Genomic DNA, 19,389 nt, shown 5'->3' with positions numbered 1-19,389 from the left:
TCAGCAGTCACCGATGCGCTGACCCTCCATGCTGGTGGTCATGTTGATCTGGCCCGCCGGCGAGTCGACCAGGATGTCGACGTTGCCTTCGACGCGCTCACCGAGGAAGTCCATGCGGCCGACGATGTTGGCCTCGCCGCCCTCGGCCCGGCAGATCATGCGGTAATCCAGGCCATCGACCGTGACCGCGTGCTCGAGCAGCTCGCAGCCCTCTTCCTCCTCGATGAAGCTGAACTCCTCGTCGTCGATATCGCCCTGGGCGATGCACTCCTGGTGGGTCTCGGTCTGGTCGGGGATCGGCAGGTCACCCTGCACGGAGGTGGTGCTGGTGAACTCCCACTGGCCCGGCTCGATGTTCGGGGACTCGGCCACGGCAGTCAGCGGCAGTGCCAGCAGCAGGCCGGCAAGAAGGGGACGGAACGACATGCGGGAATTCTCCCTGGTGGTGGATGGTATGCCACGCCCTCGGCATGGGCCCCAGCATAGCCCAATCGATGCCCGCCCCCAATCCGGCTCCGCTCGGGACAGGCAATGGCGCGAGCCCGATACCCGATGCCGAGGCGGCTCCTAACGTCGGCCGAGGACCATCACAGCATCTGCGGCAGGAACTGGCCGCGGCGGTCGATGATCTCGCCGGCCACCATGAAGATACCGTCGCCGGTATAGTGCAACGTCTCGGGATAGGCGGGCATCGCCCGGGCCTGGGCCGCCACCACCTCCCAGATGAAGAAGTCATGGCGGTCGACCAGGCTGTCATCGACGAGACGGCACTCGAAGTGGGCATGGCACTCCTCGATCAGCGGTGCCTCCACGGCCGTCGCCGGCGCCGCCGTCAGGCCGAAATGGTCGAACTTGTCGATCTCGGCGCCGCTGCTGTTGCCGATCCCGATCACCTCGTCGGTCAAGGCCGTGGTCGGCAGGTTGATGACGCACGTCCCGTTTCGGCGTACCAGCTCGAAGCTGTGGTTGCCGGACGAGATGACGCAGCCGACCCGGGAGGGCGAGAAGGCCATCACAGATCGCCCCTGCCAGCCCTATGCCGCCCAGAACGGGGTCAGCCAGCTGATCGAGGCGTCTTGAGCCGGTGCCTGTCGCCAAAAGCTGGCCAGCATCTCACTGCATTGTTCAACCCCGTCAACTGAGCGGGCGCGTGGAAGGATAGTGCGGGAATGACAACGGGTGTCGGTAAGGTACTTCAATGAAAAATGGGGATCGGCCAGAGAATGCATGTGCCTCGCGTTGGTGGCTTCTCAGACCCAGTGTGTCTACCGCGATGAGCTCTGCACTGAAGTGGTCCAATTGGAGCGGACACCCCAAGAGCCCCTTAAGTGCCCAGACCACCAAGCATCACCACGCCAAGCACCACGACCAGCAGAAGCACGGTCTCCAGTGCCATCAGGATCACCGGCTTCCAGCCCACCACCGCAAGCTTCTGGAACGAGGTCTTGATGCCGAGCGCGGCGATGGCGGTGACCAGACACCAGCGCGACAGGGTCGACATGCCCTCGTTCACCGCCTCGGGAATGAACCCCATGCTGTTGACCAGCACCAGCACCACGAAGCCCACCAGGAAGCTCGGCAGCATCGGCACCTTCGTCGCCGCCCCCTCCTCCTGGCGCGAGGCCCGGAACAGCCACATGAAGACCATCACCGCCGGCACCAGCATGGCCACCCGCACCAGCTTGACCAGCGTCGAAATGTCGCCGGTCTGCTCGGAGATCATGTAGCCGGCCCCCACCACCTGGGCGACATCGTGGATGGTACCGCCCAGGAAGATTCCCGCCTGGGCATCGGCAAGCTCGAGGGCCCCGGCAATCAGCGGATAGATCACCATCGCCATGGTCGAGAGCGTTGTGACCCCGACCACCGTGAGGATGGTGTTGCGCTCGTGGGTCTCATGGCGCGGCATCACCGCCGACAGGGCGAGCGCCGCCGAGGCGCCGCAGATGGCGACTGCGCCGCCGGTCAAGAGCCCGAGATCGCGATCCAGGCCCAGCAGCCGGGCCAGCACCGAGCCCATGGCGATGACCAGGGCCACGGCCACCACCACGGTGAGCACGGGGCCGATCCCCAGGTCGCCGACCTGGGCGAGGGTCATGCGCGCTCCCAGCAAAGCCACCCCCAGCCGCAGCACGGTGCGGGCGGCGAACTCGATGCCCTCGCGGCAGCGTCCCTCCTCGCTCAGGAAGTGCAACGACATGCCAAACAGCAGGGCGTAGAGCAGCGTGGGCCCGCCGTAGTGGTCGGCAATGAAGGTGGTGGCAAGCGCAATGGTGACGCACACCAGCAGGCCGCGGCCGATGGGCCGTGCCCTGCCGAACCGCTCGGCGAGTGGCGTATCGAAGAGTGTGGTTTTCATGTCGCAGGTCTCCTGGAGCCGCCTGACGGACGCACGCTTCCAGTCCCCGCCGCAGTGGGCGGTGACGTCGCGGCCCGGCGAGGCGGGAAAACGGGGTCCGAGCGTCGCTCGGACCGAATGGGCGGACGGCTGAGGCGTGACGCCTCAACCGTGAAGATCAGGCCGTGAAGCTCAGGGCCTGACGGCCTCGCCCCCCTCGGCGGCGGCCACCACTTGCTCGGCCAGCACGCGGACGCTATCCACCACGGGCAGCGAGCCGTCGAGGGCGTCGTCGATGACCGAGAGCTCGGTGCAGGCCAGCACCAGCACGTCCGCCCCGTGCGCCTTGAGGTCGTCCGCGGCCCGGGCGAAGGCGGCCCAGGTGTCGGGGTGACGCCCCTCCCCGCGCTTGACGGCGCGAATCACCTCAAGCACCGCGCCCTCGTCCTCGGGGTAGACCAGCGACAGGCCGCGCGCCTCGACGAAGCCCTCGTAGAGGCCGATCTTGCGCAGCGCCGGCGAACAAAGCATGCCCACTTTTGCGCCAGGAAACCGTCGGGCGATGGTGTCTAGCGTCAACTCGACCATGTGCCAGACCGGGATATCGACGGCATCCTGGGCATCCTGCCAGTAGTAGTGGGCGGTATTACACGGCATCACCAGGAAGGCGGCGCCGGCCCGCTCGAGGCGCCGCGCCATCTCGGCGATCGCCGGCCCCGGGTTCTCGCCGTCGCCGTCGATCAGCGCCTTGATACGCGAGGGCACCTTGGGGTTATTGTCCACCAGCATATGGACATGGTCGATATCGTCCTCGGCGGGCGTGGCGTCGATGACCCGCTGCATGAAAGTCACGGTGGCATCGGGGCCCATGCCCCCCAGCACGCCGACCATGGTGTGCGGGTCGCGGGAGGAAGCCTGGCGTTCGCGGTCGTCAATCGTCATCGTTTGCCTATTCATGGGTGATCAGAAGCCCAGCACCGTGGGCAGCCACAGGGTGATCTGAGGGAAGAACGCCAGCAGCAGATCGATCACCACCATGGAGCCGACCAGCGGAATGGCACGGACCGAGATGCGCTCGATAGACACGTTGGCGATGCTGGAGCTGATGAACATGTTCTCGCCCAAGGGCGGAGTGGAAAACCCGATGCCGAGGCTGACCACCAAGACGATACCGAAGTGGATCGGATCGACGCCTAGCTCGACCATCACCGGCAGCAGCACCGGGGTGACGATCATGATGGTGGCAAGGATCTCGATGAACATGCCCACGATCAGCAAAAAGCCGATCACCAGGATCCAGACCAGCCACAGGCTGTCGGTGATCTCGAGAATGCCCTGGGCGATCATCGCCGGGATGTGGTTCTCGACCAGGATGCGACCGAAAGCGGTGGCGGTGAACATGATGATTAGCACCCGCCCGGTCAGCCAGGTGGTGCTCTGGAAGGCCTCGTTGAGACCACGCAGCGACGATTCCTTGTGGATGAAGATGCCGACGAACAGGGCATAGAAGATGGAGACCACAGCAGCCTCAGTGGGCGTGAACATACCGGAATAGATGCCACCCAGGATCACCACCGGCGCCATGATTGACCAGAACCCATCCTTCAGTACCTTGACGATGCGCTTCCAGTCGTAACCCGTACCCTCGGTCTGATAGCCGTTGCGCTTGGCGGTGATGTAGTTGGCCACGATTAGGCCCACGCCGAGCATGATGCCCGGGAAGACCCCGGCCATGAACAGCGCCGAGATGGACTCGTTGGCGGTGACGCCGTAGATCACCAGCGGCATGCTGGGCGGGATCACCACCCCTAGCCCGCCGGCGGTGGCGGTGATCGCCGCCGGATAGCTGCGCCCGTAGCCGCGCTCGATCATTGCCGGAATCACCAGCATGCCGACCGCGGCCGTGGTCGCCGGCCCGGAGCCGGAAATAGCGCCGAAGAACATGCAGGCCATCACTGCGGCCGCGCCAAGTCCGCCAGCTGCCGGCCCGGCCAGTTCTTCCGCTATATAGATTAATCGGCGGGCAATACCCGCATCACCCATCAGGGCACCGGCCAAGATGAATGAGGGTAGTGCCATCAGGGGAAACGAGTTGATGGCGGAAAAAGCCAGCTCGATCAACGAGCTGATATCGTCGCCGTTGAGGACGTAGACAGCCATGGAAGCGACCCCGAGGGCCACTACTATGGGAGCACCGAATAGCAGTAGAGCTCCGAACATGGAAAACAATAACGTTGCAGCCATGGTGCTTACTCCTTACCTTTGGAGGAGGAGCTTCCGGTGGCGTTGGAATCCCCATCGGTTATCTTGCTCACTTCCTTCTTCTCCATGTCACCAGGCTCGATACCCTTGACCAGCTTCAGGTACTGGACCTGCAGGACGCGAAAGGCCATCAGTACAAAGGCAATGGGAAACACGAAGTAGACATAGGCCAGGGACCAACCCAGGGCCGGAGTGTCATACGGAAATTCCAGCAGCAGCCCGATCAGGTCCAGGCTCTTCCACGCCAGTACCAGGCAGAAGCCTACCCAGATCAGGTCGACCATCAGCAGCAAGGTGTTGGCGATACGCTTCGGCATCAAGTTGATGTGCGTCTGCAAACGGTTATGCGCACTCAGATGAGCGGCATGGGCGGCGCCCAGGAAGACGAACCAGATAAAGGCGTAGCGGGCCAGTTCCTCGATCCATGCCATGCCGATGCCGAACGTCACCCGCATAACTACCTGAGCGAACAAAAGCACCACGAACACACCGAGCAGGAAGCGGCAGGCGTAGTCTTCGATATGATTGAGCTTTGCTAACACGAAAGCCTCCTTACCCTTCAGGAGTGCGAGGAGGGAACCAGGCCAGGCGACGAGAGGTCGCCTGGCCAAGCCTCACTCAGTGGCCCAATGCCTTCTGCATTTCCTCGAAGGCTTCCTGACCGCCGATTTCGTCATAGAACTCCGGCCAGACCTGCTCTTTGGCGATGCGCACCCACTCTTCCTCGTCCTCAAGGGTCGAGACCTCGACCCCTTCGGCCTCCATGCCGGCGCGTGCCTTGGAGGCCTCGGTCAGCTGGAACTGCAGCGCGTAGAGCTGCGCCTCGAGCCCCGCCCGATCGATGATCGCGCGCTCCTCGTCGGAAAGCTTCTCGTAGGTCCGCATGCCCATCACGATGGGCTGGAGGGAGTACTGGTAGTGGATCTCGGTGAGGTAGTCCTGCACCTCGTGGAACTTCATCGTGTAGTTGACGATGTAGGGGTTGTCCTGGCCGTCGATCACGCCCTGCTGCAGGCCGGTGAACACCTCGGGCCAGGACATACTAATCGGGCTGGCGCCCCAGGCCTCGTAGGTGGACAACATCAGCTCGTTCTGCGGCACCCGGACCTTCAGCCCCTCGATATCCTCCAGGGTGGTCACGGGTCGCTGGGAGTTGGTGAGATAACGGAAATTGGAATACAGCCAGCTGACGATATGCACGCCGGCTTCCTCTTCGGCAATCGAATTCCAGCGATCCGCCAGGGTACCGGTGGTGGCCTTAACCGCATCGGCATGGCTACGGATCGCGTAGGGCATGGTCAGGGCGCCGAGGCGCGGCGCATAAGGGGTCAGGTTGCCCACCCCCACCAGGGCGAAGTCCAGCTTGCCGATGCGGGTATCCTGGATCATGCCGGTCTCGGAGCCGAGCTGGCCGCCGGGGAACAGCTCGACCTGCATCTCGCCGCCGGAGAGCGACTCGACCAGTTCCTCGAAGCGCTGCGCCAGGGCCCCCTGGTCGGACTCCATGGGATCGCCCATGCCGACCTGGAAGGTCTCTGCCTGCGCGGCTTGTGCGGTCAGGGTGGCGAGAACAGCGGAGGCCAAGAGAGTTTTCTTGAACATTGTTGTCACTCCAATCTTCATCGGGTTGGTACTACTCGGTGGTAGTCTTGTCGGTTGCCTGATCCATGGCGTCGCCCATCAACTGGACGATGTCGTCACAGTCTCCTTCATCAAAAGTCAACGGAAGCCTCAGGTCGCACAGCGTGGACAATATGCGATCGGCATTCGGCAGAGGACGGGGCGCGGAGAGATAGCCCCAGCTGTCGTATCGGCTGGTGTAATCTTCCGGTAGCGCCTTGCCGTACCACTTGAGTGGAATACCACGCGCCTCACAACCGGAGACGAACCGTGCGATCTCCTCGTGGGCAAGGGAGGGCAGCTTGAACTGGATAGAACTGCCGACAAAGCCCTCCTTCTCCTGCCGTGGAATAGTCCGGACAGGAGCCATCTCGACAAGGCCCGCTTCCAGGCGATGATAAAGCGCGTTCCAGCGCTGCCGGCGAGCGTCGAGCTCGGCCAGCTGCGGGCGCAGGATCGCCGCGCGCAGGTTGTCCATTCGCCCGCTCATGTTGGGCGTCACCAAGCGCGTCTCGCTGAACGTCTCGGCCGGCGGAGCCGCCAGGTGACGGTCGTAGAGCATGTAAGAGCCCGACATGATCACCGCGCGGCGCATCACCTCGGGATCGTCGGTGCTCAAAAGCCCCCCCTCGCCGGAGTTGAGATGCTTGTAGGTCTGAGTGCTGAAGCAGCCCACCTTGCCGAAGGTACCGCTGGGCCGGCCGTCGTAGCTGGCCCCCATGGTATGGGCGCAGTCCTCGATCAGGGTGATGCCGTGGGCCTCGCAGACCGCCACGATGGCGTCCATGTCGCCGATGTGGCCGCGCATGTGCGAGAGCAGGAAGAAGCGCGCGCCGCTCTCCTTCGCCGCGGCCGCCAAGTCGTCGGGGTCGACGGTGGTGTCCTCGCGGATGTCCACCAGCACGGCCTCGCCGCCCGCGGCGTGAATGCTGCCCGGCACCGGCGAGAGGGTGAAGGCATTGCACAGCACCGCCTCGCCGCGCTCGAGCCCGCAGGCGCGCAGCGCCAGCTGCAGCGCATAGCCCCCGGAGGCGCAGGCCAGCATGTAGGGTACGCCGAGGCTGTCGGCGAACTCCTGCTCCAGCAGGGCGGTCTCGCCCTTCTCGCCCTCGACCAGGTTGTAGCGGTGCAGGCGACCGGTGCGCATGACCGCCACCGCGGCCTCGATCGCCGCCTCGGCGATCGGCTCCTGCTGGGTAAAGGATTTCGAGAAACGGCGCATGGGACCTGCCTCAGTAGCGCTGCTGATGATGGACGGGGAAATCCCACTGCTCGTCGGGGAAGTACTTGGTCAGGCGCCAGTCGCAGGCCCGGGCGTGCCCTTCCATGCCCTCAACGCGGGAGATGCGCGAGCCCACGGCGCTGAAGGTGCGGTTAGCCTCCTCGCTGAGCTGCTGAGTGGTCAGCACCTTCATGAACTTGTGCACGTTCAGGCCGCCGCTGTAGCGACCGGCGCGCTTGGTCGGCAGGATGTGGTTGGTGCCCGAGCACTTGTCGCCATGGGTCACGGTGCTTCCCTCGCCGAGGAACAGCGAGCCGTAGTTGCCGAGGTGCTCCTTCCACCAGTCGAGGTCCTCGCACATTACCTGCAGGTGCTCGCAGGCGTAGCGATCACTAACCTCGACGACCTCCTCGCGGGTATTGCCCAGGATCACCTCGCCATGATCACGCCAGGCGGCATGGATGACGTCGGCGTTGGGCATGTCGTCGGCGATCTTAGGCACCAGCTCGATGACCTTCTCCCCCAGGGCCTCGCTGGTGGTGAACAGCCACACCGGCGAGTTGGTGCCGTGCTCGGCCTGGGAGACCAGGTCGACGGCGATGGTCATCGGGTCGGCGGAGTCGTCGGCGATCACGGCCGATTCGGTCGGGCCTGCGAAGACGTCGATGCCGACCTGGCCAAACAGCAGGCGCTTCGCCTCGGCCACGTAGGCGTTGCCCGGGCCAACCAGGATATCGGCCTCACGTCCGCCGAACAGGCCAAAGGCCATGCTCGCCATGGCGTGAACGCCGCCCATCTCGAGGATCATGTCCGCGCCGGCCACATCCAGGGCATACGCCACAGCTGAGTTGATGCTGTCACCGCGCGGTGGCGAGCTAGCCACCACATGCGAAACGCCCGCCGCCTTGGCCGTTGCGACACTCATCAGCGCCGAGGCAACATGTGCGTAACGCCCCCCCGGAATATAGCAACCAGCGCAACCGACAGGCAGCACCCGTTGACCTAGTACCACACCTGGCTCGGTCTCTATCTCGAAGGATTGGAGGCTATCACGCTGTGCCAAGGCGAAACGCCGAATCTGACGATGGGCGAAGTCGATATCGTCCTTGACCGACTGCGGCACGCCGTCGATGAGGCGCTGACGCTTCTCGTCGCTAAGGACGAAATCGTCGGTCCAGCCGTCGAACTTCTCGGCGTACTCGCGCACGGCCGGCTCGCCACGCTCGCGAATATCGTCGAGCATTTTCTGCACTGCAGCGTTGACACGTTGATCTTCAGCGGCGACGCCTTCGGCACCCTCGGCAGACTTGAGATGTCGAATTGTCATTATGTTCTCCCCAATTGAGTTGATGACTCAGGATCGTTGCTTCACTCTAGGTCAAAGCGACAGAAAGCTAAGCCAACAAGCAGTAAGGCTTGTCATCATGCCTGGTAGTCGGGAAACCCGAAGGCATCGGGGTAACCGAACAGTGCGACACTGCCCCCGGTATGGAGGAACACCACGTTCTCGCTCTCCTTGAAATGGCCCTTGCGGATCAGATCAATCAGGCCCGCCATGCCCTTACCGGAGTAGACGGGGTCGAGCAGGATCCCCTCATGACGGGCCAACAGCGTGACGGCCTCGACCATACTCTCGGTGGGGATACCGTAGCCCTCGCCGACGTAATCGCAGTTGGCCACCACGTGCTCGCGGGACACCACTCCGCTCAAGCCGAGCTTGGCTTCCGTCTTCTGGGCCAACGCGAAGACGTTGGCCTCCTGCTTGTCCCTGGGCGCACGCACACCGACGCCGAGTACGGGGATGCCCGCGTTACAGGCGGCAAGGCCCGTGACGAGACCGGCCTGGGTGCCGGCACTGCCGGTAGCGTGCACCAGGTGGTCAATCTGCAGGCCCATGTCATTCGCCTGGGCCAACAGCTCTAAGGCCGCATTGACGTAGCCTAGGGCGCCGATCTCGTTGGAGCCGCCACCGGGAATTATGTACGGGGTCTTGCCCTCGCCCTTAAGCTGCTCGGCCAGGGTCTCCATCTCGGCCGCCATGTCGGCGCCGCCGGGGCGCTTCTCGACGGTGGCACCGTGCAGCTGGTCGAGGAAGACATTGCCGTTGTAGTTGTAGGCCGGGTCGTGGCTACCGGTGCGATCCTCGAGCAGGATGTGGCACTTGAGGCCCAGCTTGCAGGCCGCAGCGACGGTCTGGCGGGCGTGGTTCGACTGGGTCGCGCCCTGGGTGATGATGGTGTCGGCGCCCTTCTCCAGGGCATCGGCCATCAGAAACTCGAGCTTGCGGGTCTTGTTGCCGCCCGTGGAGAGCCCCGTGCAGTCGTCGCGCTTGATCCAGAGGCGCGGGCCACCCAGCAGACGGCTCAGATTGTCCATGGGCTCAAGGGGAGTCGGCATGTGGCCGAGTCGGATACGGGGAAAGCGGGAAAGGTGCATACGAGCCTCCAGGCGAGTAACTTGTTGTGACATAAGCGTGCTCTCGAAATGAGACGGTCAACGAGCCGGCGAACCCTGGTTCACCGCCGACCGGTCTGTCCTAAAACTAATACCTGCACGCCGATGCGGACCAATGCCAAGATACTCATGAGCGGTTACTTTTTTGCATACGCCAAAGATATCACTGAATCGGCATTGATCCATGGGGTATTATGATGAAGATCGAATGGATTGAAGACTTTCTTGCGCTTGTCGAGGCGGGCACCTTTTCCCAGGCCGCGGAGGTGCGGCACGTCACCCAGCCGGCGTTCTCACGGCGCATCCGCCAGCTGGAGGAGTGGCTGGGCGTCGAGTTGATCGATCGCCACTCAGCTCGACTCTCGCTCACGGCGCATGCACAAGCCTATGAGGCATCCATGCGAGATTGGCTGGCCCACCTCTACGCCATCCGCAGTCGCATCCGAGCGGATGCCCTGCATGGGCCACGCGCTATCCTCACCACCCAGCACACGCTTACTGTCAGCTATCTCCCCCGACTGTTGCGCTACTTCCGCCAGCGCGCGCCTGAAGCGCGCCTGCAGGTCCGTTCATCGGATCGCAGTGACTGTATCCGCAACTTCCAGCGAGGTGAGGCTGACTTGCTGCTGTGCAGCGAACTGGAGGGCTCACAGCTGTTCCTTGATCGCGAAGAGATAGAGCGCGTTCAACTGGGGACGGAACAGTTGATTCCCGTATGTGCCACTGACCGACTGGGGCGTCCCCTGTTCGATCTCGAGAGCAGGACACACCTGCCGCTGATCGGGTACGAGGTGGACAGTTTCATGGGCAGCGTCCTGGCCAGCCCTTACCTACTCAACCTCCAACGCCGCTACGATACCGAACTGATCTGCGAAACTTCCTTCACGATTGGCATACGCGAGTTGACCCTAGCGGGTCTGGGTATCGGCTGGCTGCCAAACGGTTTGATCGAGGAAGACCTGATAGCGGGAAAGCTGATATCTCTTTTGGATATACTGGGAGGTCCCAAGCTGTTCGTCGCCTGTTACCGCCAGCCCGACGTCGATACGGCATCAGTGGATACTCTATGGAAACTGATACATGATCGGCCACCGATGGTATGACCAGGAAGATCTCGCTGATGGCCCCGACTACCTGCAACTGTCGGCATAGATTGCCGTGTACGCTAAGCTTGAGGCCGCCAATCACTACTGATACCACTGCACGGAGCACCGCCGCCGTGCCTAAGGAGAAAGCATCATGAGTCATGGTATCCATCGCATCCTGTGCTGCGTGGGACTGAGAACCGACAGCGATCCGGTGCTGTCGCAAGCCGTGGGGCTTGCCATTGCCACTGGGGCTAAGCTGGACGTCCTGCACGCGGTCAAGTCCCTATCCGATGATGTCGTGACTACGCTCAGGGACAATATTCCGGATCGGGGAATACTCGAGAGCTTAAGAGAACGACGCCTCAAAGAGGCCGGCGAGGTGCTTGATGAACAGATCGAGACCTTTTGGTCACGACATCCCGACCTTCGTGAAGAATTCGGGGGTCGAGAAATGACACGTAGCGTACTGGAAGGCTATCCCGCTTCTGTGATCACGGACTTCGCCCAGCGCGCCGGCAGTGACATGATCGTGCTCGCGGCCAACAAGCGTAACTTCTCGGCCACCTATGCCGGCAAGATTACCAAGGGCGTGATAAAGCGTTCACGTGTTCCGGTGGTAGTGGTGCCCCCCCCCTGCCGTGAGTGACGCTCTTCATGGATCCACACCCCATCAGGTTGTATAAGGTGCGGACAAGGCCAAAAGGGGCTGAAGAGTCAGAACGTCAAAATCAGCAGTGGCTTCTCCCCTCTCGAACCAGATACCAGGTCTGTTGGCTCAACCAGTGCAAGCTGCTTCGGATCGGCTGGACCTATCTGTTCTGGTCAAGTCAGAGCGGACACATTTTCAAGCCGCAGCTGCCAATTCAATCTCCCTCGGCGTCTGGTAGCCCAAGGTCGAGTGGAGCCGGCAGCTGTTGTACTCCATCTCGATGTAGTCGATCACATCACGCCGTGCTGCCTGTCGGCTCCCGTATCGTTGGCCGGCCAACCACTCGCTTTTCAGTGAGCCGAAGAAGCGCTCCATGACGGCATTATCCCAGCAGTTCCCCTTCCGGCTCATCGAGGCCTGGAACCCGTGCCGATCCAGCGTGGCACTGTAATCACGAGATGCGTATTGACTGCCGCGATCGCTGTGATGGAGCAACCCGCTCTCGGGCTGTCGGCGACCTATGGCCATCTCCAGGGCGTCCAGCACCAGCGACGTGCGCATGTGGTCGGCCATCGCCCAGACCACTAACTGCCGGTCGTAGAGGTCGAGCACCGCCGCCAGATAGAGCCATCCTTCCAGCGTCCAGATCGCGGTAATGTCGGCCACCCATGCCCGGTTCGGTTCCGCCACCATGAACTGGCGGTTCAGCAGGTTAGGCGCCACCGGCAGGCTGTGCTCACTGTCGGTTGTATGACGCCAGCGGCGCCGCTGCCGTGCCTCTACGCCGGCTTCCTGCATCAGGCTCCGGGCCTGGTAACGGCCGACGTCGTATCCACGGCGTCGCAGTTCTCTGGCCATGCGGCGGCTGCCATAGCTGCCACGCTTCTGGCGATGAATCTCTCTGACCTCTTGAAGCAAGGCCTGACGCGGTTCATCAGGGCCACGCCGTCGCCAGACATAGAAACCACTCCGGCTGACCCGCATGACTCGACACAACACGGCCACAGGATAGGTGGCCTTCTCCGACTCGATGAACTGGTATCTCAGCTCGACTCTTTGGCGAAGAAGGCCGCCGCCTTTTTTAAAATATCCTTTTCAATCTGTAGCTTACGAACTTCTTCGCGGAGCTTATTGATCTCGGCGTCGCGATCATCCCACTGCCGCCCCGGGGTGCCGGAAACCTGCTGACGGTGCTTGCGGCACCAGCGGTCCAGCACGCTACGCTCCACGCCCAGGCGCCGGGCGGCCTCGGATACGGAATACCCCTGATCGATCACCAGGCTCACTGCATCCGCCTTGAAATCATCGGAAAACCGACGTCGAGTCTTCTTGGTCATGAACACCTCCATATGCCTCCATTATGAGGCTTATCGGGGTGTCCGCTCCAATTGGACCACTTCAATCCTAACGGCAGGCGGCACTCAACAAGGGGAAAGATCAGAGAATCACATCCGGTCAGGATCATAAGGACAAGTATTGACACGGCATGTTTTCGCTGGCAGGTTAACCCTCAGCGCCGATTTGAATCTCAGCTTGCGGGCGCTCTATAAATGCCGCTAAAGCGACGCCAGAGGCCCGCTTTAGCACTTGCAAAGCGGGTTTCTTGTTGTCTGGCCCTCGGGCCTCCGCCGATTTAAGCACCAACTTGCGGGCGGGATAGAAATGCAGCTAAAGCGGCGTGCGACTCCACTCCCCTGGGTCGGCGCTTGCCGAACCACGCCTTCCAAGGCTCCACAGGGGAAATGGAGACGCTCATGTCCTACCGCACTACCGCCTCTCACGACCACACCGAGGCTCTCGCCGCTGGCGATTCCCCCGCATCCCTTCGCCGTACTCTGGCCGCCCTGCTCGATCTGGACGACATCGTGCGCCCGGAGCTACGAAATGCTGCCATTCTCGGGGCGCAGCGCGCATCTCGGGGTTCTCCTCCTGCCGCCCGCACGTCCCACACGCTGGCGAGGAGGTCGTGACCATGAACCTGCAACAGGAATTGCTGCTCAGGACCCAGCACCTGGCGGACGCCGATGTGCTCCGTGGCATGGGCTACACCTCGGCCGACGAGACGTCCCTGGCGCATCTGCACGCCATCCGGAGGAGCCCCTATCTCGGCCTGGAGAAGACGCACCGCGACGCACGCTACGGCGAGCGCGGCTTTCTCGAGGCGCTCTGTCGCTGCGTGGACATTCCCGAGGCCGACGCCGGGCCCGCCATCGAGGCCCTGGAGAAGCGACTCGTCGAGGACCGCGCGGCCTTTCGCCACTGGCTGTTCGCCGATACCGACTATGTGCGCGGCCCCGGCACGCCGATCTTCGCCATGGCCTTCACCGAGCACTTCTGCCGGCTGAAGTTCCCGCTCGGCTTCTGGCGCCTGCCTTGGGAGGAGCGCCTGGCGGCCGCCTGCCAGAAGGCACGCGACCACATTACCGAGAGCGGCGGCAAGCTGGTCACCTGGGGCGAGATCAAGCGCTACCATTACTGCTACGCGGAGAAGCGCAGCATCGTCATCTCGACGACGGGTGAGGTGATCGGCGAACGGGAGGCCTTCGATCCACCACGCGCCACCTTCGGGCTGGCGGGCAGCGACGAGAACCTGGGCGACCTCTTCGACAAGGACAGGGAGTGAGGACCTCGTCGACTGGGAACCGGGACATGGCCGACTCGCGGGGACATAAGACCGTGCCCGGACATCAGCAGACGACAGCCGGGCAACCGCCCGCTCAATGGAGGGGGGTTGCGTTCGCTTCTCGTCGCCTCAGGCCACCTTCGTAAAAGGGCCCGGGAAGGTCTAGGCTCCCCGAGATGATACGATGGGAGGCGGCTTCCCGGCTCCTGCCGCCTCCGCCTTGGTCCAGGCGATGAAGCTCTGAACCTGCTGCGTACCGACGGCGTCACGGGTCGCGACGATATCGTAACCGATGCTCGTCTCCACGATGTCCGTGAATGGACGCACCAGAAGCCCTGCCGCGACCAGATCGCTCAGTATCGGCAGGCTGCCAAGGACGACCCCCTGTCCCGCAATCGCCGCCTGAACGGCCAGGTTATAGTCGCTGAAACTGACCCCTCGTCGAGCATCGATGTGACCGGCGCCCAGCGTCTCGAGCCAGGGCTCCCATCCCACCCACGCCCGCGTCGCGGTGGCCCAGGTCAGGGCTGACGTATCCCAGTGAATCAGGGTGGCGCGAGAGAGGTCGTCCAGCTGCCGCAATCCATCATGGGGCGTGGTCAGCGATGGACTGCAAAAGGCACACAGCTGCTCGTCGAACAACCGGTAGGCCACTTCCCCCTTCTGCGGAGCGACGCCGAAGCGAATCGCCACGTCCGCCGCTCCCTTTTCAAGATTCGCCAGGCGAAGTGAGGAATCGATCAGCACATCGATGTCGGGATACATGGCGCGGAACCGCTCGAGCCGGGGTACCAGCCAGCCAGTAGCGAAGGAAGGTTCGGCGGAGACGACCAGGCGCTGAGGATTGCGGTAGGCATTCATCTGGCCAACCGCACGTTCGATCTGCTGGAAGCCTGCCGCCAGTGATTCCAGGCCAGCCCGGCCTGCCGGCGTCACCCTCAGGCCACGCCCGCTACGTTCGACGAGCGCTATGCCCAGGTGCTCTTCCAGCTTGCGCACCAGTTGCTTCACCGCCGCCGGCGTGACATGGAGCTCGTCGGCAGCAGGCACGAAGCTCAAATGGCGTGCAGTGGTCTCGAAGGCGCGAAGCGCATTGAGAGAAGGCAGTGGGCGTTTCATAAAAGAAACTTTATCTAACCTCTATGTGTAGATCAAATACATTGCATGCCGCCATCCATTCAGGAAAATAGTCGGTATCGCTCTTGTTAAAAGTAAGAAAAGTTACGTTGTGGCCGTTTCGGCGATAACGGCTTTCGCGCAGGAACACACTGACTCGCCATGGTTCGGCTAGCACGGCACTACTCACCCCGCCCTCACGCAATAGCAAGGTCATGTCTCATGCAACCCGATCAGCGCACGCTTCTCGCCTCCGCCATCGTTCTCGCCACGGGGGTGCTATGGGGGTTCTACTGGCTACCGGTTCGCGCCCTGGGAGAGATGGGTCTGGCGGGCGCCTGGGGGACAGCCGCCATCACCGCTGGCACGGTGGTACTTCTGCTGCCCTTTGCCGTTCGAAATCGCCGCCAACTGGCCCGCACCCGGCCGGTCGCCCTGCTCTCGGTCGCGCTGGGCGGTGCAGCGTTCGCGCTCTACTCGATCGGCTTCCTCTACGGGCGGGTCGCGATCATCATCCTGCTGTGGTTTCTCAGCCCGGTGTGGAGCACGTTGATCGGCCGCTTCCTGATGGGATGGCCGACGCCCCGCCTGCGCATTGTCGCCATTGTCCTGGGCCTGGCAGGACTGGCCATCATGCTGGGGGCCGATGGCAATCTGCCGCTGCCCCGGGGAGCAGGTGAGTGGATGTCGTTGATTGGCGGTATCCTCTGGTCTTTCTCCACAACCGGCATCCGCGCCAGGTCCACCATTACGGCCCTGCCCGCCGCCTTCGTCTTCGCCCTCGGCGCGGCAGTGACGGCGCTGGTTCTCGCCCCGTCCCTTGAGCCGATGCCCAGCCTTGTCCCGAGTCAGGCCCTCACGATCACGGGGCTGGCACTGCTGACAGGTGGCCTGTGGTGGGGATTGAGCCTTGTGGCGTTGATGTGGGCAACGATCCGGCTTGAGCCTGCACGCGTCAGCATCCTGCTGATGACGGAGGTGCTGGTGGGGGCGCTTTCCGCGGCCCTCCTCGCCGATGAATCCCTAACAGGCTTCGAGATGGCGGGAGGTGTCATCGTGCTCTTCGCGGGCCTGCTTGAGATCATTCCCGCACGCCATCTCAAATCAGCATGACATATCCGATGACCTTTCCTCAGGCAATCCGCCATTTCATGAGAACACCAACAACGCGGCTCTGAACCCTCAAGGAGACACCCGATACTGCGGCAGATGTCGGATTGAATCCCTTGGGCGACCGCGAGGGGGATCAGCATCAGGCAGAAGACCAAGCGTATGACCTGAGCGCAACCTGAAAACAGAAAGAGCCGCTGATCGCTCAGCGGCTCTTTCGATATGCGGTGGCGGAGGGGGAGGCCGCCGCTTCCACACTTCATCGCGTGTCATGACGTATCACTAACCCCGGCAATCCCACGCTTACCCTCGTTTTATTGTGTTATCTCGTTTCAGCACCTATCATCCAATTGTTCCCCTTATGTGGGGTAGGAAGTTGGAGGATAGAACGATGCCCAAGAAAGCCCGCGAGCTGTCCGCAATCGAGGTGAAGCGCCTTACCGCGCCTGGCCTGTTCGCCGTGGGAGGCGTGGCCGGCCTTCACCTGCAAGTGACCAAGAGCGGCGCCCGGTCGTGGGTGCTACGCGTCAAGGTCGGGGCCAAGCGCCGCGACATCGGCCTAGGTGGGTATCCAGACGTTCCCCTGACCGATGCCAGAGCAAAGGCCCGAGCCAAACGCGAGCAGATAGCCGCCGGCATCGACCCAGTGGAAGAGCGACGCGCCGCCCGCTTGTCGCTGCTGGCGCAAACCCAGCGCCTGACCTTTGACGAAGCGACCGAGAAGTTCCTGGCCCTCAAGCGCCACGAGTTCCGCAACCCGAAGCACGCCGCGCAGTGGGAAAGCACGCTGGCCACCTATGCCGCCCCCGTCATCGGCAGGAAACGCGTTGATGAGATCACCCTGGCGCATATCGAGGACATGCTGACCCGCGACGCCCTTTGGACGAACAAGACCGAAACCGCCAAGCGGCTCCGTGGCCGCGTCGAGAAGGTGCTGGACTGGGCAACGGCTGGCGGTCATCGCACGGGAGACAACCCGGCCCGCTGGCGCGGCAATCTGGACGCCCGCCTTCCCAACCCCGGCAAGGTCGCCACGAAGGGGCACCACGCCGCCTTGCCCATCGACGACATGCCGCGATTCAAGCGCCACCTAGCGGCGATGGAGGGCAGCGGTGCACGATGCCTGGAATTCGCCATCCTGACCGCGACGCGTTCCCGCGAGGCCAAAGGCGCACGCTGGGCCGAGATCGACCTAGACGCCAAGCTGTGGACGATTCCCGCCGAGAGGATGAAGGCCCGCAAGGAACATCGCGTACCGCTTTCACGCGCCGCCGTGGGGCTGCTGAAAGCCCTTCCGAGGCACGAGGGCACCGACCTAGTGTTCCCGTCAGCACGCGGCAAGCTGCTGTCCGAGAATACCCTGACGGCGGTCATCAAGCGGATGGACGGCGCCATACCCGAGGGGCAAGGCTATCGAGATCCCAACACCGCCGGCATCGTCACCACGCACGGCTTCCGGTCGACGTTCCGCGACTGGGCCGGCGAGCGCACCGCCTACCCTGGCGATATTTGCGAAATGGCCCTGGCCCACACGATCAAGAACAAGGCCGAGGCCGCATATCGTCGCGGCGACTTGCTGGAGAAACGCCGGCACCTGATGCAGGACTGGGCGAAATTCTGCGCCGAGGGCACCGCCCAGGGCAACGCGACCCCAATCCGGCGAGCATCTGACGCCTGACGCCAGCGAGACAGCCCAGCAAGGCCCCCAGGGGCCTTTTTGTTGCCTACCCCTACCCTACTCTACCCCTGCGACCGCTGGCCGCCCGTGCGCACGCTGGCGGCACCCTGCTGTGCCGACGCCACGCCCCGCTGATTCCCGCGAAGAGTGCAGACCGGCGAGGCAAAGAAGATCCCGAAAAGTTCCCCAATAACCAATAAGAAGTTCGCTAAGTCAGCGTTGTCTGCCTTCGCTAAGTCAGCGTTGTATGCCAACTTGGGCGAAGCTTCGCAACACGCGAGAAGTCTGCTTTACTTCAAGTTAGCCGCAAATAACCGAGGACGATTGAATGAAAACTCAAAATGAAATCAAACCTCTTTACCTAAAAGTGAGCCGCGTCGCGGCGAGGGAAGATGTTTCAATTCCGACCATTTGGCGGTGGGTGCGAATCGGACATTTTCCGCAGCCCGTGGAACTCGGGCACAACACGACACGTTGGCGCCTAAGCGACATTGAAGCTTGGGAAGCGGAACGACCAATGAAGGAGATCGGGAAATGCTCCACGTCAACCGGAAAAATTTTAAACTAGACGATGCGATTCAAAGGGCATTTTTGGAAAAGGGCGAACGGGAAAGACTAGCGCGAGCATTAGAGGAACTGGTATTAACCCCTGGAGAAGAATCATCGAAAGCCGCGAGAAAAGCATTAAGAAGGATTTTCGATCTTTATGGCGCAGAACGATGAACACGAAAAAAGAAAATCTCGGCCCTGAGGAAGAAGGCCGAGATCAAAGCAAGGTAAAACGAACGGAAACGAGAGGAAGTGCCCGCTACAAGATCAATCCTACATCGCAAAAAGGCCGCGTGCTACTCGCGCTCAGTGAACGAGCGAAGAGTTCCGCCGAGTTGCAATGGGAGTTGAGAATTGCGCACGCCCCTTCTGTGATCCGGGATCTTCGCAAGGCCGGCATCCACATCGTTTCCGAATCGCACCCGTGGCCGTCGCGCCCAGGGAAGACGATTTCCCGCTACCGGCTGATGGCCGGCGGGGGATGATGCGATGTCGAGGAAGAAGACCCGCGCGATAGAGAAATGGCCGGGCGGGTATCTTGCGCTGCCGCGCGTTGTCTCGGGAAGTCCTGATTTCAGGACGCTATCCGCATCGGCGCTGAAAGTTCTGGTGGCACTGGCGACGCAATATCACGGGAGCAACAACGGCGACCTGTCTGCCACGCACGCCACAATGGAGGC

General features: G+C 62.5%; 19 protein-coding genes and 1 pseudogene. 8 read left to right on the top strand and 12 right to left on the bottom strand.

Going from position 1 to position 19,389, the window contains the following annotated elements; translation table 11 throughout:
* From M8009_RS10470 to cuyA, 10 genes are all read right to left on the bottom strand, one after another.
* Complete coding sequence (locus M8009_RS10470; RefSeq protein ID WP_250060771.1) at nucleotides 1–426, bottom strand: DUF3617 domain-containing protein; 426 nt, start codon at nucleotides 424–426, stop codon at nucleotides 1–3.
* 161 nt (nucleotides 427–587) lie between these two features.
* The gene (locus tag M8009_RS10465; protein WP_250060770.1) at nucleotides 588–1,013 is read right to left on the bottom strand and encodes a flavin reductase family protein; all 426 of its coding nucleotides are present in this window, start codon (nucleotides 1,011–1,013) and stop codon (nucleotides 588–590) included.
* 311 nt (nucleotides 1,014–1,324) lie between these two features.
* A complete protein-coding gene (locus M8009_RS10460) occupies nucleotides 1,325–2,359 on the bottom strand; it encodes a YeiH family protein (RefSeq protein ID WP_250060769.1) in 1,035 nt (344 codons plus the stop codon).
* Nucleotides 2,360–2,530: 171 nt separating this feature from the next.
* Complete coding sequence (cuyB, locus tag M8009_RS10455) at nucleotides 2,531–3,280, bottom strand: cysteate racemase (RefSeq protein ID WP_250060768.1); 750 nt, start codon at nucleotides 3,278–3,280, stop codon at nucleotides 2,531–2,533.
* Nucleotides 3,281–3,301: 21 nt separating this feature from the next.
* Nucleotides 3,302–4,558, bottom strand: coding sequence for a TRAP transporter large permease (locus tag M8009_RS10450; protein WP_250061176.1), 1,257 nt, complete (start codon nucleotides 4,556–4,558; stop codon nucleotides 3,302–3,304).
* A 29-nt stretch (nucleotides 4,559–4,587) separates the two neighbouring features.
* The gene (locus M8009_RS10445; RefSeq protein WP_250060767.1) at nucleotides 4,588–5,142 is read right to left on the bottom strand and encodes a TRAP transporter small permease; all 555 of its coding nucleotides are present in this window, start codon (nucleotides 5,140–5,142) and stop codon (nucleotides 4,588–4,590) included.
* 76 nt (nucleotides 5,143–5,218) lie between these two features.
* Complete coding sequence (locus M8009_RS10440; RefSeq protein WP_250060766.1) at nucleotides 5,219–6,202, bottom strand: TRAP transporter substrate-binding protein; 984 nt, start codon at nucleotides 6,200–6,202, stop codon at nucleotides 5,219–5,221.
* Nucleotides 6,203–6,233: 31 nt separating this feature from the next.
* Nucleotides 6,234–7,442 (bottom strand): DegT/DnrJ/EryC1/StrS family aminotransferase, encoded by a 1,209-nt coding sequence (locus tag M8009_RS10435; protein ID WP_250060765.1) that lies wholly within the window; start codon nucleotides 7,440–7,442, stop codon nucleotides 6,234–6,236.
* Nucleotides 7,443–7,452: 10 nt separating this feature from the next.
* On the bottom strand, nucleotides 7,453–8,769 hold the full coding sequence (gene hisD / locus M8009_RS10430) for a histidinol dehydrogenase (protein ID WP_284047788.1): 1,317 nt from the start codon (nucleotides 8,767–8,769) through the stop codon (nucleotides 7,453–7,455).
* Nucleotides 8,770–8,864: 95 nt separating this feature from the next.
* Nucleotides 8,865–9,878, bottom strand: a complete 1,014-nt coding sequence (gene cuyA, locus M8009_RS10425) for a D-cysteate sulfo-lyase (RefSeq protein WP_284047787.1) — start codon at nucleotides 9,876–9,878, stop codon at nucleotides 8,865–8,867.
* A 212-nt stretch (nucleotides 9,879–10,090) separates the two neighbouring features.
* Between cuyA and M8009_RS10420 the strand changes: the two genes are divergently transcribed.
* On the top strand, nucleotides 10,091–10,999 hold the full coding sequence (locus M8009_RS10420; protein WP_250060763.1) for a LysR substrate-binding domain-containing protein: 909 nt from the start codon (nucleotides 10,091–10,093) through the stop codon (nucleotides 10,997–10,999).
* 136 nt (nucleotides 11,000–11,135) lie between these two features.
* Entirely contained in the window at nucleotides 11,136–11,630 is a 495-nt protein-coding gene (locus M8009_RS10415; protein WP_250060762.1) for a universal stress protein, read from the top strand.
* A gap of 198 nt (nucleotides 11,631–11,828) precedes the next feature.
* On the opposite strand, the pseudogene M8009_RS10410 reads toward M8009_RS10415, so the two are convergent.
* Nucleotides 11,829–12,970 (bottom strand): annotated as a pseudogene (locus tag M8009_RS10410) (IS3 family transposase).
* 635 nt (nucleotides 12,971–13,605) lie between these two features.
* Between M8009_RS10410 and M8009_RS10405 the strand changes: the two are divergent.
* The gene (locus M8009_RS10405; protein ID WP_250060761.1) at nucleotides 13,606–14,256 is read left to right on the top strand and encodes a hypothetical protein; all 651 of its coding nucleotides are present in this window, start codon (nucleotides 13,606–13,608) and stop codon (nucleotides 14,254–14,256) included.
* 162 nt (nucleotides 14,257–14,418) lie between these two features.
* On the opposite strand, the gene M8009_RS10400 is transcribed toward M8009_RS10405, so the two are convergent.
* Nucleotides 14,419–15,375, bottom strand: a complete 957-nt coding sequence (locus M8009_RS10400; RefSeq protein ID WP_250060760.1) for a LysR substrate-binding domain-containing protein — start codon at nucleotides 15,373–15,375, stop codon at nucleotides 14,419–14,421.
* Between the two features lie 219 nt (nucleotides 15,376–15,594).
* Between M8009_RS10400 and M8009_RS10395 the strand changes: the two genes are divergently transcribed.
* The 5 genes from M8009_RS10395 (at nucleotide 15,595) to M8009_RS10380 (ending at nucleotide 19,194) form a co-directional block, all read left to right on the top strand.
* On the top strand, nucleotides 15,595–16,485 hold the full coding sequence (locus tag M8009_RS10395; protein ID WP_250060759.1) for a DMT family transporter: 891 nt from the start codon (nucleotides 15,595–15,597) through the stop codon (nucleotides 16,483–16,485).
* A 388-nt stretch (nucleotides 16,486–16,873) separates the two neighbouring features.
* Nucleotides 16,874–18,160: a tyrosine-type recombinase/integrase gene (locus M8009_RS10390; protein WP_250060758.1), complete on the top strand. Its 1,287-nt coding sequence runs from the start codon at nucleotides 16,874–16,876 to the stop codon at nucleotides 18,158–18,160.
* A 328-nt stretch (nucleotides 18,161–18,488) separates the two neighbouring features.
* A complete protein-coding gene (locus M8009_RS19090) occupies nucleotides 18,489–18,728 on the top strand; it encodes a helix-turn-helix transcriptional regulator (protein WP_284047786.1) in 240 nt (79 codons plus the stop codon).
* Nucleotides 18,695–18,883, top strand: a complete 189-nt coding sequence (locus M8009_RS10385; protein WP_250060757.1) for a hypothetical protein — start codon at nucleotides 18,695–18,697, stop codon at nucleotides 18,881–18,883. Before M8009_RS19090 ends, M8009_RS10385 begins: the two co-directional genes overlap by 34 nt.
* Entirely contained in the window at nucleotides 18,880–19,194 is a 315-nt protein-coding gene (locus M8009_RS10380; protein ID WP_250060756.1) for a helix-turn-helix domain-containing protein, read from the top strand. Before M8009_RS10385 ends, M8009_RS10380 begins: the two co-directional genes overlap by 4 nt.
* Nucleotides 19,195–19,389: the final 195 nt, after the last annotated feature.

The sequence above is a fragment of the Halomonas gemina genome (genome assembly GCF_023554995.1).
GTDB lineage: Bacteria > Pseudomonadota > Gammaproteobacteria > Pseudomonadales > Halomonadaceae > Halomonas > Halomonas gemina.
This window is presented reverse-complemented; position numbering and strand designations above follow the sequence as displayed.